11 protein-coding genes are annotated in these 15,078 nt (G+C 66.4%); 5 read left to right on the top strand and 6 right to left on the bottom strand.

Annotated elements, in window-relative coordinates; all coding sequences use genetic code 11:
* Positions 1 to 123: 123 nt before the first annotated feature.
* The gene (locus C8K38_RS04780) at positions 124 to 2,205 is read right to left on the bottom strand and encodes a PhoX family protein (RefSeq protein ID WP_097210813.1); all 2,082 of its coding nucleotides are present in this window, start codon (positions 2,203 to 2,205) and stop codon (positions 124 to 126) included.
* A gap of 397 nt (positions 2,206 to 2,602) precedes the next feature.
* On the opposite strand from C8K38_RS04780, the gene C8K38_RS04785 reads away from it, so the two are divergent.
* On the top strand, positions 2,603 to 4,351 hold the full coding sequence (locus C8K38_RS04785; RefSeq protein WP_097210814.1) for an AIPR family protein: 1,749 nt from the start codon (positions 2,603 to 2,605) through the stop codon (positions 4,349 to 4,351).
* Between the two features lie 264 nt (positions 4,352 to 4,615).
* Here C8K38_RS04785 and C8K38_RS04790 read toward each other — a convergent pair whose 3' ends face one another.
* From C8K38_RS04790 to C8K38_RS27355, 4 genes are all read right to left on the bottom strand, one after another.
* The gene (locus tag C8K38_RS04790) at positions 4,616 to 5,356 is read right to left on the bottom strand and encodes an amino acid ABC transporter ATP-binding protein (protein ID WP_179800475.1); all 741 of its coding nucleotides are present in this window, start codon (positions 5,354 to 5,356) and stop codon (positions 4,616 to 4,618) included.
* A gap of 3 nt (positions 5,357 to 5,359) precedes the next feature.
* The gene (locus tag C8K38_RS04795; RefSeq protein WP_097210815.1) at positions 5,360 to 7,162 is read right to left on the bottom strand and encodes an ABC transporter substrate-binding protein/permease; all 1,803 of its coding nucleotides are present in this window, start codon (positions 7,160 to 7,162) and stop codon (positions 5,360 to 5,362) included.
* A 66-nt stretch (positions 7,163 to 7,228) separates the two neighbouring features.
* Positions 7,229 to 8,023: an LLM class F420-dependent oxidoreductase gene (locus tag C8K38_RS04800; RefSeq protein WP_097210816.1), complete on the bottom strand. Its 795-nt coding sequence runs from the start codon at positions 8,021 to 8,023 to the stop codon at positions 7,229 to 7,231.
* 92 nt (positions 8,024 to 8,115) lie between these two features.
* Positions 8,116 to 9,336, bottom strand: coding sequence for a low temperature requirement protein A (locus tag C8K38_RS27355; protein ID WP_097210817.1), 1,221 nt, complete (start codon positions 9,334 to 9,336; stop codon positions 8,116 to 8,118).
* Between the two features lie 151 nt (positions 9,337 to 9,487).
* Between C8K38_RS27355 and C8K38_RS04810 the strand changes: the two genes are divergently transcribed.
* Positions 9,488 to 10,360: an alpha/beta hydrolase gene (locus tag C8K38_RS04810; protein WP_218840953.1), complete on the top strand. Its 873-nt coding sequence runs from the start codon at positions 9,488 to 9,490 to the stop codon at positions 10,358 to 10,360.
* A gap of 103 nt (positions 10,361 to 10,463) precedes the next feature.
* Here C8K38_RS04810 and C8K38_RS04815 read toward each other — a convergent pair whose 3' ends face one another.
* Complete coding sequence (locus C8K38_RS04815) at positions 10,464 to 11,120, bottom strand: maleylpyruvate isomerase family mycothiol-dependent enzyme (protein WP_097210818.1); 657 nt, start codon at positions 11,118 to 11,120, stop codon at positions 10,464 to 10,466.
* 157 nt (positions 11,121 to 11,277) lie between these two features.
* Between C8K38_RS04815 and C8K38_RS04820 the strand changes: the two genes are divergently transcribed.
* The 3 genes from C8K38_RS04820 to C8K38_RS04830 all read left to right on the top strand — a co-directional run bounded on the left by C8K38_RS04820 (position 11,278) and on the right by C8K38_RS04830 (position 14,929).
* A complete protein-coding gene (locus C8K38_RS04820; RefSeq protein ID WP_097210819.1) occupies positions 11,278 to 12,351 on the top strand; it encodes an ABC transporter ATP-binding protein in 1,074 nt (357 codons plus the stop codon).
* A 146-nt stretch (positions 12,352 to 12,497) separates the two neighbouring features.
* On the top strand, positions 12,498 to 13,775 hold the full coding sequence (locus C8K38_RS04825) for an ABC transporter substrate-binding protein (protein ID WP_097210820.1): 1,278 nt from the start codon (positions 12,498 to 12,500) through the stop codon (positions 13,773 to 13,775).
* A 68-nt stretch (positions 13,776 to 13,843) separates the two neighbouring features.
* Positions 13,844 to 14,929, top strand: a complete 1,086-nt coding sequence (locus tag C8K38_RS04830) for a carbohydrate ABC transporter permease (RefSeq protein WP_097210821.1) — start codon at positions 13,844 to 13,846, stop codon at positions 14,927 to 14,929.
* Positions 14,930 to 15,078 lie beyond the last annotated feature (149 nt).

A 15,078-nucleotide genomic window follows, 5' to 3' on the forward strand; every position in this document is an offset into this window, starting at 1 on the left:
GCTATTGACGCGCGACGGGTGCGACGATCCCCCTGACTACCGGATCTGAGGTACAGCCTGCCCCACCTCGGACACGAAAGGGCGCCCTCCGGAGAACCGGAGGGCGCCCAGGGTTCGCGAGGGTCAGACGCCGACCCGCCCGCCGCCCGACTTCCAGGCCGCGACGACCGACGGCCGGGGCTGGCTGTCGCCGCCGTCCGGCCAGTGCGAGGCCGGCTTGTCGGCGCTGGCGCCGTCGAGCTCACCCGGGTGCTGCACGCAGACCACGACGCGGGACTCGCCGATGATCGGTCCGCAGGTCTCGCCGCCCTTCGGGACGGTGAGGAACTGCTTGGTCTCGCCGCGCCGGTCGCCGTCGAGTACCACGCTGAACAGGCCGTCGTTCGACTTCAGCGCGTTGCCATCGGTGGAGATCCACAGGTTGCCGTGCGGGTCGAACGCCAGGTTGTCGGGGCAGGAGATCGGGCTGACCTGCGTCTTGTCGAACCCACCGAAGTAGGTGTCGGCTGCCGCGGGATCGCCGCAGACCAGCAGCAGGTTCCACGTGAAACCGGTGCCTGCGTGCTCGTCCTCGATCTCGAGGACCTGCCCGTTCTTGTTGTTGTTGCGGGGGTTCGGCTCGTCGGCGGCGGGCTTGCCCTCCTCGCCGCGCTTGGTGTTGTTGGTCAGCGCGACGTACACCTTGCCGGTCTTCGGGTTGGGCTCGAAGTCCTCTGGGCGGTCCATCTTCGTGGCGCCCACCTTGTCGCCGGCGATCCGGGTGAACACCGCGACCTCCTCCGTGCTCATCCCGTCTACCAGGGACTCGGCCTTGCCGTCCTCGCCGGTGCGCAGCAGCGGAATCCACTCGCCCTTGCCTGCGAAGCGCCCGGAGGACGGCAGCTTGCCGGAGCCGTCGATCTGGTCCGGCTCGTCGCCGGTCAGCTTGGCGACGTACAGCGTGCCTGCGTCGAGGATGGTCAGGTTGTGCCGCATGCTGGATTGGCCGTTGCCGGGCATCATCTTTCGCGCGGACACGAACTTGTACATGTAGTCGAACCGCTCGTCGTCGCCGCTGTAGGCGACCACAGTGCCGTCGTCGGTCACGTAGATGGTCGCGGCCTCGTGCTTGAAGCGGCCCATCGCGGTGTGCTTGATCGGGGTGGACGCCGGATCCCACGGGTTCACCTCGACGACGTAACCGAAGCGGTTCGCCTCGTTCGGCTCCTGCACGAGGTCGAAGCGGGGATCGAAGCGCTCCCACTTCCGCTCGCTCGCCCCGCCCTCGATGCCGTACCGCTTCAGCCTGGCCGCGACGGTCGGGTCGGTGACCTGATCGGCGTTGGCGAAGTACTGGTTGAAGTTCTCCTCGCCGGAGAGCACCGTGCCCCATGGGGTGACGCCACCGGAGCAGTTGTTGAGCGTCCCGGTCACCCGGGTGCCGGTGGGGTCGGCGGTGGTCTTGAGGAGGTCGCTGCCCGCGGCGGGCCCGGTCACCAGGAACTCCGAGTTCGCGGTGATACGGCGGTTGTTCGGACCGAATTCCGGTGTGAGCCTACCTGTTCCGGCCTCGCCCTTGACCTGGACGACGGAAAGGCCGTGCGCGGCGATCGCGGTCTGGAACTGCTGGAGGGTGGGGTTCGCGGGGTCGTAGCCGGTGAACATGAAGGGCTCGGTGGTGTACTCGTGGTTGACCACCAGCAGATAGGTGTTCGGCTGGCCCTCCACGGGGAGCAGGCCGGCGAAGTCGTTGTTGAAGCCGAACTGCATCTCCTGCGCCTGCGGCGTCTGGTTGGCGAAGTCGAAAGCGGGCGCGCCGGGCAGCACCGGGTCGCCCCAGCGGATCACGACGGCCTGCTCGTAGCCCTCGGGCACCACGACGGCGTCCTCGGTGTTCGGTGCGACCGCGGTGAACGCGGTGCCGCCCGGGGCCGCGCCGCCGCCCGCCGCCGCCGTCGTGGAGCCCCCGGCCGAGCCGCTGCCGGAGTTGTCGGAGCACGCGACCAACGCGCCGCCCGCACCGACCGCCAGCACCGCGACGGCGCCGGACTTGAGCAGCCCGCGCCGCGACATCGCGGCGCGCACGATGTCGCCGAAGTACTCACCGCCGGAGGTGTTGGGCACCTCGTGCGAGCAGGCATTGCCGCACTTGTACTGGCAGGTGATCGATGCCCGCGATGATTTGCCGTCGTGATTGACAAACAGCGCGAGGGGCTTGAGCTTCACGTGGTTCTCCTGATCGAAGGTTCAACTCGGGAGACCGTAGAAGTCTTAAGCGAGGGCAAAGGAACGGCAAAGTGAACGACCGGACAATGAGGGTGCCCTAACGGGCCACCCAGATCGGCTGCCGATCAACGATGTTTGGGTACAGCCGCAATCGTCCTGGCGGTGACGGTTCAGTCGCAGGCAAATCGGCATGCCCGCGGACTCGGGTCCGCCAGTTCCACGCGCGCGCCCTCGCCCATTCCAGGGCAGGAGTGATGGTGTCCTGGACGTCGTGGTCGTGGTGGTAGCTGGCCGTTTCCGTAGAACGATTACTTCAGTGGGTGAATTTCAAGCGGTGATACTAACTCAGTTGTATGCTGGCGATCTATTCTTGTGTCGACGAAAGTGGTGTTAGCGAATGACCAATGCGCTGCAGGCTTTTTCCAGCAGGGCCGATCTTCAGCAGTTCAATCCAAACGGGCTTTTACTGTTTGCTCTCGAATTGCGATTCGGAATTGATGATATAGCAACAGTTGCGGCGAGTGCGATTACAGATGGATCGAAAGACCGAAAGTGTGATCTAGTATATATCGATGCAGAAACGCGAACCGCGGTGCTCGCGCAAGGTTACTTTGCGGGCGATTCTTCAAAGGCGTCGGCGCCCTCGAACAAAGCTGCGGATCTGGGCATCGCAGCGTCCTGGGTGTTGGGAAATCAGCGTGCCGATGATTTGGGAGTCAGCCTTCGAGCTGCCGCTGAAGATCTTCATGAAGCGATTGAAGCGGGCGAGGTTGACGTTGTAGAGCTTTGGTATTCGCACAACCTGCCCGAATCAAAGAACGTTGCAGACGAGCTTGACAGGGCAACTCATTCAGCGAAGGCGCTATTGTCGCAATGCTATCCCGATCATCAGGTCGAAGTTCGTTATCTTGAGGTTGGAAGTGCGACCCTCAACGATTGGTACGCGAGTACCAAAAGTCCAATTTTGGTAACCGATGATCTGGATGTCCCTGCGACCAGTTGGTTTTCGGAGACTGGGGACGGTTGGGAGGCGGTCTGTACATCAGTGCCCGCAACGTGGCTGCACGGTCTATTCGATAAGCATGGTGACAGGCTCTTTTCGGCAAACGTGCGTGGATATATGCCGCGCCGTCGTACAGCGCTCAACATTAACTTTGGGATTGAAGAGACAGCCCGGAACCATCCGGGAAGATTTTGGGCATTCAACAACGGGGTTACCGCGCTCGTCAATTCGATAAGTGCGGATGAACCTAACAGTAGCCTCAGCCTGTCGGGGATTGCGGTGGTAAATGGAGCGCAGACAACGGGCTCGCTTGCGCGCGTAGAGCTATCTGCGTTGGATGAAGCCCGTGTTCTAATCAGGTTTGTCCAGGCCAGCAATCCTGATCTCGTTCAGAACATTATCCGATACAACAATAGTCAGAATCAGATCAAGCCCTCAGATTTTCGAAGCGGAGATCGCATACAAAAGCGATTGCGTGAAGATTTCAAGAAGATCCCAGATGCGACCTATCTCGGAGCAAGGCGCGGTGGGAGCGATGACAGGGCGCGAAAACCATCGAATCTAATTGCATCGGATACTGCTGCTCAGTCTTTGGCGGCATTCCATCAGGATCCGACTACCGCATATCATAATCTCAGTAGCATCTGGGACAACGACGAAGTATATGCACGGTATTTCTCAGACCATACCACTGCAGCACATATCGTCTTCTGTTATTCGCTATGGCGTGCAGTTGCTCAAACGAAGGCTGATCTGACGGGCCTGCCGGCGGCGGCGCAAACGTCGGATGACAAGGAGGCACTTGACTACCTGCGGAAACGGGGTTCACTCTATCTTCTTGTTGCCGGTATTGCAAACGTTGCTGAGATTTACTTGGGTCGAGCACTCCCAAATACTTTTGCGCTATCTTTCGGCAAGCGTGTTAGCCCTGAGGAGGCAACCAAATACTGGATGCCGCTAGTCGATGCACTATTGCCTTTTGCGCCTAGTCAGCTGGGGCCTGCATTCGATAATGGTGGTGTGAGGCGACGAGAGATCGTAAAGAACAATGTCAGCGCCTTCCGGTCCGTCGTTGCATCGACCAAACGCGCGAACGCCTCCGTTTTTGATGAATTCCGCAATCGAGTGGACATCGCAACCTAATCGGATAGACGATCAGTGCGCGAATATATCTGCCGGAGGAGGGTGCTTTCATAAAGGAGTTCGAGGTTCGCGGCCCTAGCGCATCTTTGGCTAGGGCCGTGAGCCTTCATGTTTGCACCTACATGATTTTTAGTGAAGGTCAGTGAGACGCTGCTCCGGAGGTGATTTGTTAGGGGTCAACGTCGATGCCGACTACTGGAATCGCAGTCGATAGAGTCTGTGATCGTGTGGGCGATCAAGGTCTATCGACCTCTCGCGTAAGCGCTACAGCACCTGGGAGAGGAAGGCCTGCAGGCGCTCGGTCTGTGGGTCGTCGAAGAGCGCCTCCGGTTTGCCGGTCTCCACCACCACCCCGCGGTCCATGAACAGCACGGTGTCGGAAACCGAACGGGCGAAACCCATCTCGTGCGTGACGACGACCATCGACATGCCGCCGGACGCCAGGTCCGTCATCAGCGCCAGCACGCCCTTGACGAGCTCCGGGTCCAGCGCGGAGGTGGCCTCGTCGAAGAACATGATCTCCGGCTTCATCGCCAGAGCCCGGGCGATCGCGACCCGCTGCTGCTGGCCGCCGGACAGGTTGCCCGGCCGGGACTGTGCCTTCTCCGCCAGCCCCACCAGCTCGAGCTGTTCGAGGGCGACCGCGCGTGCCTGCTCCTTCGACAGCCCTCGCAGCTTCCGGGGTCCGAGGGCGATGTTGTCGAGCACGGTGCGGTGCGGGAACAGGTTGAAGTGCTGGAACACCATGCCGATCCGCTGCCGCAGGGTGTCCGGGTTGTCGCCGAGCACCGATCGGCCGTCGAGCAGGATGTCGCCCTGTTCGGGCTCGTGCAGGCGGTTGAGCACCCGCAGCAGCGTCGACTTGCCGGAGCCGGACGGGCCGATGACCGATGTGGTCTTGCCTGCGTCGACGTGGATGTCGACGCCGCGCAACACCTTGTTCGTGCCGAAGGACAAGTGCAGGTCGGTGCCGGTCAGCGAGACCGAATTGGTCGCGGTGGTCACGGGCTATCCCCTTTCCACGACGATGGCTTGTTCGAGCGGGTCGAGTGTGCCGGAGGTGTCGGCCCTGCCGGTCCGCAGGCGCCGGTCGATGTAGTTCACCAGGTGGGTGAGCGGGATCGTCAGCGCCAGGTAGAACAGGCCGGCGGCCACCAGCGGCGACAGGTTCCCGGTCTGCGCGTTGAGGTCGCGCCCGACCGCGAAGAGCTCCCGCTGGGTCGCCAGCAGGCCGAGGAAGTAGATCAGCGAGGAGTCCTTGATCAGCGAGATGAACTGGTTCATCAGCGCGGGCAGCACCCGGCGGACGCCCTGCGGGATCACCACCAGGGTCATCGCCCGGCGGTAGCTGAAGCCGATCGCGCGGGCCGCCTCCAGCTGCCCCGGCTCTACGCTCTGGATGCCGGAGCGGAAGATCTCGCCGATATAGGCGGCTGCCAGCAGGGCCAGCGCGGCGGCGCCGAGCCAGTACGGGTTGTTGCCGGTCAGACCCTTGACCACCGGTCCGACGCCAAGGCCGATGATCAGGATGATCACGACCGCGGGCAGACCGCGGAAGACGTCGGTGTACACCCGCGCCGGCCAGCGCAGCCAGCGGGTGCGCGAGATGCCCGCGACCGCGAGCAGCATGCCAGCCACGGTGCCGATCACACCCGAGGTGACGGCGAGGATCACCGTGTTGGGCAGGCCGGTCTTGAGCAGGTCCGGGATGGCCTGGCGGTACAGATCCCAGTCGAAGAAGGTGGCGCCGAGCTGGGCGAGCGTCGACTGCTGGGCGGTCTGCGACTGCTCGGATCCCGGTGTCTCCGGCTTGGCCAGCGCGGCGAAGTCAGGCAGCTCCGGCTCCGGCGCCGCCTTGCTGCCCGGCTTCCAGCCCTCGGGCAGCTCACGGGGCACCCAGTCCGAGTACAGCGACGCCCAGGTGCCGTCGGCGATCACCGCGTCCAGCCCGGAGTTGAGCGCGTCGATCAGGGGCTGGTTGTCCTTGTTGACGGCCCAGCCGACGAAGTTGTTGAGGCTGAAGGTGTTCTGCACGATCGAGGTGGGGTCGCCGGGCTTGATCGCGCCCTCCGCCTGCTGGGACGGGGCCACCCACGCGTCGATCTGGCCGGTCTTGAGGTTCGCGTACGCGGTGTTGTAGTCGGGGAACTTCACCGGGTCGAGCCCAAGCGTGTTCACGACGTAGTCGTCCTGGACGGTGCCCTGCACGACCCCGATCCGGGTGCCGGCGTTCAGGTCGGAGAACCCGTGGATGGCGCTGCCGTTCGGCACCACCAGCGAGAAGTAGCCGAAGTCGTAGCCATTGGTGAAACCGACGGTCTTGCGCCGCTCGTCGGTGGTGGTGATCGAGGACGACCCGACGTCGAATCGGTTCGTCGCGACCTGGGAGAGCAGCCCGGCGAACTCGGTGCCGGAGAACTCGATCTGCAGGCCGAGCTTGGCGGCGACGGCCTTGAGCAGCTCGTTGTCGTAGCCGGTGAAGCTTCCGGAGGAGTCGACGCAGATGCTCGGCGGCGCGTCGGACAGGGTGCCGACGCTGAGCTTGCCGGGGGTGGCCAGGCCGAGCGCGCCGGTGTCGATCTGGTCGAGCGGCTTGGTGGTCGGTGTGGTGTACCGATCCTCCGTGGACGTCGCGGCGGCGGCGTCCAGGTTGGTGGGTGCGGCCGAGGCGCTGCCGACGCCGGGCGGGGCGCACAGGTCGGTGGCCGAGGTGGCCGAATCGTCGCCACCACCGCACCCGGTCAGCGTCAACGCGAGCAGCGCCAGCAGGGCGATGAGCACCCGACTCTTCACGACATGTGGACGAACCATGCTGAGGAGCCTAGCGGCGCCGGGGTCAGGGACCCGGGAACCTTTCTGTTCGGTGAAGGAGGCTGCTCAGGCCAGGCCCTCGATCGGCTCGGGCAGCCGGTCGGCGCGCCAGCGCAGCGCCTCCATGACCGTGGACAGGTCGTAGTCGGGTCCACCGGTACCGACGGTGAACAGGGTGACGCCCGCATCGAGGAAATCCTGCGCGGCCTCCGGGCCGGGCCAGGCGACCGACCGCTCGATCCGCGCGGGTTCGCGGCCGACGGCCGCGCAGTGCTCGGCCAGCACCTGCGACTTGTGCCGCAACGCGTCGAGGTCGGCGAAGCTGTGCCACACGTCGGCGTACTCGGCGACCAGGCGCAGCGTCTTGCGTTCGCCGCCGCCGCCGATGAGGACCGGGATGTGCCGGGTGGGGGCCGGGTTGAGCCTGTCCAGCCGTGCCGAGATCCGCGACAGGGTCTCGCCGAGCAGCTTCAATCGGTGCCCCGCGGTGCCGAACTCGTAGCCGTACTCGTCGTAGTCCTTCTCGAACCAGCCCGCCCCGATGCCGAGGATGAGCCGCCCGCTGCTGATGTGGTCGACCGTGCGGGCCATGTCCGCGAGCAGGTCCGGGTTCCGGTAGCCGCCGCCGCTGACCAGCGCGCCGATCTCCACCCGCTCGGTCTGCTCCGCGAAGGCGGCGAGCATCGTCCAGCACTCGAAGTGGGCGCCGTCGGGGTCGCCGTAGAGCGGATAGAAGTGGTCCCAGGTGAAGACGATGTCGACGCCCGCGTCCTCTGACCGCAGTACCGCGTCGCGGATCAGGCCGTAGTCGGGGGCGTGTTGCGGCTGGAGCTGGACGCCGATGCGAAATCCGTGGGTCATCTGCACTCCTGACTCGTCGAGGAAGGCCGGATCCCACGGTAGTCCGAAGGGCCCGACCCCGCAGTCCTCCGCGACCGTTCAGGCGCAGCGCGTCAGAGCTGCGTTTCGCGCCGCGCGATCCGTGGCAGGCGAAGGAGCGGGAGCGGCCGGTGGGTGGTGACGATCCAGGCCTCGTATCCGTTCAGCGCGAGCAGGACCGCGAGGACCAGCGCGGCGGTGGCGATGGCAGGCAGCAGCGGCGCCGCCACCGCGATCGCGCAGCAGGCGAGGGCCGCGGCGGACCGCTGCAGGGTGGCCGCCCCGAACATCCGCCACCGGGCGTAGCAGAACCCGAACAGGTACAGCGCCACGCCGGGGGCGAGCAGCAGCTCGGGGAACGAGTGCGGCACGGACAGCGGATAGGCGAGCAGTTTCTTCAGGCCAACGGCGATCATGATGATCGCGGTGACGTAGATGAGGTGGGCGTAGCTGAAGACATCGGTGACGATGCGAGCCTGCTCGGGACTGTGCTCCAGGCTGTGGCGCACGGCGGGGGCGCCGTAGTGGAAGTACGTCCACCACAGCAGGACGATGATGAGGAACGCGAGCGCGAAGGCGGCGTAGGTGGGCCCGTCGAGGTCGATCCCGGCGGCCTGGCCGCCGACCGCGACCACCGTCTCGCCCAGCGCGATGATCAGGAACAGCCCGAACCGCTCCGGCAGGTGCGCGGTCTCGATGCGGACGTGGTTCATGCCCGCGGGCAGCACCCGCGGGGCGATCAGTTCGATCAGTTCGATCAGGGCGGCCGCGGTCCACGCGGCGATCCGCCATGGTCCGTCGAGGAAGGCGCCGAGCAGGAACAGCGGCGCGGCGACGAAGGCGGCCACGGCGAAGGGCTCCAACCGGAGTCGGGCGGACCCGCCGGGAAGTCGGCAGGAGAAGGCCCACAACAGGAGTCGGAGCACGACATAGCCGGCGGCGAAGACAAGGGCGCGGTCGCCGAACGCCCCTCCGACGGCCACCGACATCAGGAGCCCACAGCCGGCGACGCTGAAGAGCGCCACCCGGCCCAGCGCCCGATCCACGAGGTCGCCCGCCCGGTTCGCCAGCAGCGTCGCGCCGACCCACCCCCACCACAGCGGCATGAACAGCAGCATCAGGCGAGCCGCCTCGCCTATGTCGTGCGCGCCTGCCAGGGCGGTGGCGATCTGGGTGACCGCGAAGACCCAGATCAGGTCGAAGAACAGCTCGGCCCACGCGACCCGCTGCTCGGGTGGAGGTTCGGTCGGAGCGTCGGCCACCGAATCGGCGCCGTCGAGTGCTGGCTGGTCCACGCGGTCTCCCCCATCGCCGACTGGTACGGCGACGAAGTTTAGGTGCCACTCATCCTGGGCGGCAACGGCTCTCCGATTTGTCGACGGACGCCTACTGTGTCGGGATCAGCACGGGCGGGCGATCGTGTCCGCAACCGACGGGGAGGTCACAGTGAACACGGAGCGTGTCGAGTTTCGCGCGGAGGACGGCACCGGCCTGGTGGGAATCCTGCGCCGCCCGGCCGGGGCGACCAGGGCGGTGACATTCACCGGCCCGTTCACCGGGGTGAAGGAACAGGTCGTCGGCACGTACGCCGACGCCCTCGCGCGCGCCGGATTCGCCACGCTGGCCTTCGACCATCGGAACTACGGCGAGTCCGGTGGTGTGATCCGCAGGCACGAGGACGCCGCGGGCAAGCTGACCGACCTGCGCGCGGCCGTCGGCCACCTGGGCGCACTGGGATTCGGACGGATCGGCCTGACGGGCGTGTGCCTGGGTGGCGGGTACGCACTCAAGGCCGCCGCCCAGGATCCCCGGGTGGCCGCGCTGGCCTGCGTGGCGGGCGCGTACCCCGGTGCCCCGGGCAGCTTCGCCCGTCGCGGCGGTGCCTACCGAGAAGCGTTGCGGGACATATGGGATCACGCATGGACCGAGGACGGACAGCCGGTCTATCAGAAGGCGGTGACCGATGACGGCGGGCCGGCGGCGATGGCGGGTGCGGAGCCGTTCGAGTACTACGGCACGGAACGCTCCTACAGTCCCCACTGGGAGAACTCCGTCACCGTCGCGTCGGGGTATCAGACGATGACGGTCGACACCCTCGCCGCCGCCGACCTGATCTCCCCAACCCCGCTGCTCGTGGTGCACGGCACCACCGATGAGTTCTGCAGTCCCGAGGGCGCTCAGGCGGTGTACGACAGGGCCGGTGATCCGAAGAAGATCGTCTGGCTGCCGACCACGAACCACATCGACCTCTATGACATCCCGGAATTCGTGAACCCGGCCGTCGACGAGCTCACCGCCTTCTTCTCGGAACACCTCTGACGCACGGGTCAGCGCGCGGATCAGGCGCCGAGGTCCCCCTCGTGTACCGCGACCGCCCAGCGTTCGATCAGGCTTCGGATCTGCTCGGAGTCATCGGTCATGATCAGTCCTTCCCGTTGAACCGCTGTGTGAACCGCGGTGCCTGCTCGCCCCGCAGCCGATCGTGTGGAAGCCTCCGTCCGCAGAGGGCGAGGAGGATGTCCTGCGCGTGTCCGGTGACGGGCGTTCCCGACCCGATGGCGAAGTCCAGGTCGGTTGCCCGCAGCTCGACACCGCGCAGGTCGGTGCCGAAGTACTTCAGGTTCTTGGTCGACAGGCTGCCCAGGACGACGCGCAGACGGTCGGCGGGCACCGTGCGGTCGAGCCCCAGCGCGGTGGTGATGTCGAGGCCGTGGATCACGTCGTGCGACAACGCGCCCTCGTAGCCGCCACCCGGCGGCTTCCATGGATGGTCCACGTTGTCGCGGAGCGAGGCCACGAGTTGCCCCGAGGTCAGCTCCGCCGCGTCCCTCCTTGCCGCCCGGTCGGCCATCCGGTTGAAGTTGCCGCCCGCCTTGGCGATCCCGAACACCACCCGCAGCATCGAATACCGGTACGCCATGGTCATGTGCGAGACGACCTCGCGGACCCGCCAGCCCTCGCAGAGCGTCGGGGAGTCCCAGGCCGCCTCGGGCAGCCCCGCCAGCAGGTCCGCCAGCTCCGTCCGCTCCGCCGCGATCATCGGGCGGATCTGCTCCTGCGTCAGGTCGCCACCGGGCATCGCACAATCTCCTGCCATCGGGCCCATCGGGCGTGTGAACAGGTAGACCCGCCTCGACGGCGGAACTCATCGGCGCGCTCTGCGATACTGGCCGCGCACCACCCTCAACTCGGATCGTCCGGCACGTTCCTGCCGGTGAAGGGATCGATCGACACTCATGGCGACAGTCACCTACGACTCCACCAGCTGCGTGTTCCCCGGCTCCACCACGCCGGCCGTGGACAAGCTGAACCTGCACATCGAGGACGGCGAGTTCCTCGTCCTGGTCGGCCCGTCCGGCTGCGGCAAGTCCACCTCGCTGCGCATGCTCGCGGGACTGGAGGAGGTCGACTCCGGCCGCATCCTGATCGGCAACAAGGACGTCACCGGCACCGAGCCGAAGGACCGGGACATCGCGATGGTGTTCCAGAACTACGCGCTGTACCCGCACATGTCGGTCGCCGAGAACATGGGCTTCGCGCTGAAGCTGGCGGGCACCCCGAAGGCGGAGATCCGCCAGCGGGTGGAGGACACCGCGAAGCTCCTCGACCTCTCGCAGTACCTCGACCGCAAGCCGAAGGCGCTCTCCGGCGGCCAGCGGCAGCGCGTCGCGATGGGCCGCGCGATCGTGCGCCAGCCGCAGGTGTTCCTCATGGACGAGCCGCTCTCCAACCTTGACGCGAAGCTGCGCGTGCAGACCCGCACCCAGATCGCGCAGCTGCAGCGCCGGCTCGGCACCACCACCGTCTACGTCACCCACGATCAGGTCGAGGCGATGACGATGGGCGATCGGGTCGCGGTGCTCAAGGACGGACTGCTGCAGCAGTGCGCCTCGCCGCGCGAGCTCTACTCCCGGCCGGCCAACATGTTCGTGGCCGGCTTCATGGGCTCGCCCTCGATGAACCTGTTCACCCTGCCCGTCACGGACGGCGGCGTGCTGTTCGGCGAGACCGTGATCCCGGTGCCGCGCGGCGCCCTCGCCCTTGCGCACGAGCCGGAGGTGGTGCTCGGCATCCGCCCCGAGCACCTGGAGTTCTCCGACCGGGGCATCCCGATGGAGGTGGACGTGGTCGAGGAGCTCGGCTCGGACGCCTACATCTACGGCCGGACCACCCTCGCAGGCGCCCCGCACGAGGTCGTCGCCCGCGCCGACTGGCGCAACCCGCCGCAGAAGGGCCAGCAGGTCCGGCTGCACGTCGACCCCTCCGAGCTGCACTTGTTCTCCGCTGCGGACGGCCGCAGGCTCGACTAGATTCCTGACCGATTCAGGTTCGACGTAATGTCTCGGTTCGGCGGTGTTCCGTGCCACAGTAGGCAACGACACGGGCATCGGCGTCGCGCGTTTCGTGCTGCGCCGAACCGACCGATCCGATCCACCGACTACCGGGGAGATACTCCATGGTTCTGAATACGAAGGCGGTCCGCCGTGCGGCGGTCGCGGCAACCGCCGCATCGCTGCTCGCGATCACCGGTTGTTCGAGCGACAGCGGCTCGGGCTCCGGCGATGCCTCGGCGGAGAACACCGGCGGCCGTGGTCCGATCTCGTTCGCGATGGGCAAGAACGACACGGACAAGCTCACCCCGGTCATCGCGAGCTGGAACGCCGCGCACCCGGACGAGAAGGTCGAGCTCAAGGAACTCCCCGGCGAGGCCGACGACCAGCGCGACAAGCTGGTCCAGTCGCTGCAGGCCGGCAACTCCGACTACGACGTGATGGCGCTCGATGTCACCTGGACCGCCGAATTCGCCGCCAACGGCTGGCTGCAGCCGCTCGAGGGTGACCTGGCGATCGAGACGTCCGGTCTGCTGCCCGCGACCGTCGCCAGCGCGACCTACCGCGACAAGCTGTTCGCGGCCCCGCAGAACACCAACGCGCAGCTGCTCTACTACCGCACGGACCTGATGCCCACGGCGCCGGCGAACTGGCAGGCGCTCACGGACAGCTGCGCCACGGCCACCGCCAAGTCCGTTGACTGCCTGGTCACCCAGCTCAAGCAGTACGAAGGCCTGACCGTGAACACCACGCAGGCGATCAACTCGTGGGGCGGCTCGGTCGTCGGCCCCGACGGCCAGACCCCCGAGGTCGAGTCGCCGCAGGCCAAGGCAGGCCTGCAGTCGCTCGTCGACGCCTACGCGAAGGGCCAGATCGCCAAGCGCTCCACCGGCTTCACCGAGGAGGAGACCAACCTCGCGTTCGTCGGTGGCGAGTCCATGTACGCCTACAACTGGCCGTACATGTACACGAACGCCGAGAAGGACAGCTCCAAGGTCAAGGGCAACGTCGCGGTCGCGCCGATCGTCGGCCCCACCGGCCCCGGCGCGTCCACCCTTGGCGGCTACAACAACGGCATCAACGTGAACTCGAAGAGCAAGCAGACCGCACGCGACTTCGTCGCGTTCGTGCAGAACCCGGAGAACCAGCAGTCCTTCGCGGACGCGTCGTTCCCGCCGGTGCTCGCGTCCGTGTACGACGACGCCGCGCTGATCGCCAAGTACCCGTACCTGCCCGCGCTCAAGTCCGCGCTGGAGAACGCCGTGCCGCGACCCGTCACGCCGTTCTACAACGCCGTCACCAAGGCGATCCAGGACAACGCGTACGCCGCCATCACCGGCAAGATGAGCGTCGACCAGGCGACCGCGGACATGTCCGCGGCGATCTCGGCCGCGTCCAAGTAAGTCAGTAAGGCCAGGGCCCGGCTCGGGCCCTGGCAGTTCGAACACGAAGAGAACCAGGTACACCAACGATGGCTGACTCTGCTGGGCCACGGCAGGCAGACGAGGCTCGCGCCGCGGCCGGAGTCCTCACCGACTCCGGCCGCGACGTCAGCGCCTCCGGGCGCGAGGTACCCGACAGCGGGTATCCGGGTCACGACGACATAGCACCACCACCGCGCAAGAGAGACCTGCGGGCGGTGTGGCTGATCGCGCCGACGATGGTGATCCTGGCGATCGTCATCCTGTACCCGGTCCTGCGGGCCATCTGGCTCTCGTTCCAGGCCGACAAGGGCCTCGACCCGGTGACCGGCACGTTCACCAAGGGCGGCTTCGCCGGCTTCGACCACTACCTGATGTGGCTGACCCAGAACTGTGGTTCAGGGATGGGGTCCTGCCCGCCCGGCACCCTGGGCGCGGACTTCTGGCCGTCCGTCGGGATCACCTTCTTCTTCGCGGCCGTCACCGTGACCATCGAGGTCCTGCTGGGCCTGTGGATGGCGACGATCATGGGCCGCACCTTCTTCGGCCGTTCGCTGCTGCGGGCCGCGGTGCTGATCCCGTGGGCCATCCCGACGGCGGTCACCGCCAAGCTGTGGTTCTTCATCTTCGCGGAGAACGGCATCGCCAACAAGATCCTCGGGACCGACATCGCGTGGACGACGGATCCGTGGGCATCCCGGTTCGCGGTGATCGTCGCCGACGTCTGGAAGACCACGCCGTTCATGGCGCTGCTCATCCTGGCCGGTCTGCAGATGATCCCCCAGGACGTCTACGAGGCCGCCAAGGTGGACGGCGCCAGCGCCTGGCAGCGGTTCACCCAGATCACGCTGCCGCTGGTCAAGCCCGCGCTGATGGTGGCGGTCCTGTTCCGCACCCTCGACGTGCTGCGCATGTACGACCTGCCCGCGATCCTCAACGGCGACAGCGGCGCCACCCCGACCACCACGATGTCGATCCTGGTGGTCGCGGACATCCGCAACGGCAACTTCAACAGTGCGTCCGCGCTGTCGACGCTGGTGTTCCTGATGATCTTCGCGGTGGCCTTCATCATGGTGAAGTTCCTCGGCGCCAACGCGGTGCGCACGCAGGACGAACAGCGCAAGGGAGACAAGTAGTGATGGCGGGACGGCACCGCAGCGACGAGCTGGCGAAGTCGCCCTTCGGTCGCGGCGACGCGCTTGCGAAGTCGCCCATCGGTCGCGGCGACGCGCTTGCGAAGTCGCCCATCGGGCGGGGCCCCGAACAGGCCGCGCCGATCGAGCGC

Origin of the sequence: Rhodococcus sp. OK611, from assembly GCF_003050885.1 — a bacterium.
Taxonomy (GTDB): Bacteria; Actinomycetota; Actinomycetes; order Mycobacteriales; family Mycobacteriaceae; genus Rhodococcus_G; species Rhodococcus_G oryzae.

What these genes read in the sequence shown, in the direction of transcription:
- C8K38_RS04785 (WP_097210814.1), top strand. Translation starts at nt 2,603, where the DNA reads ATGACCAATGCGCTGCAGGCTTTTTCCAGCAGGGCCGATCTTCAGCAG.
- C8K38_RS04795 (WP_097210815.1), bottom strand. Translation starts at nt 7,162, where the DNA reads ATGGTTCGTCCACATGTCGTGAAGAGTCGGGTGCTCATCGCCCTGCTG.
- C8K38_RS04800 (WP_097210816.1), bottom strand. Translation starts at nt 8,023, where the DNA reads ATGACCCACGGATTTCGCATCGGCGTCCAGCTCCAGCCGCAACACGCC.
- C8K38_RS04815 (WP_097210818.1), bottom strand. Translation starts at nt 11,120, where the DNA reads ATGCCCGGTGGCGACCTGACGCAGGAGCAGATCCGCCCGATGATCGCG.
- C8K38_RS04820 (WP_097210819.1), top strand. Translation starts at nt 11,278, where the DNA reads ATGGCGACAGTCACCTACGACTCCACCAGCTGCGTGTTCCCCGGCTCC.
- C8K38_RS04825 (WP_097210820.1), top strand. Translation starts at nt 12,498, where the DNA reads ATGGTTCTGAATACGAAGGCGGTCCGCCGTGCGGCGGTCGCGGCAACC.
- C8K38_RS04830 (WP_097210821.1), top strand. Translation starts at nt 13,844, where the DNA reads ATGGCTGACTCTGCTGGGCCACGGCAGGCAGACGAGGCTCGCGCCGCG.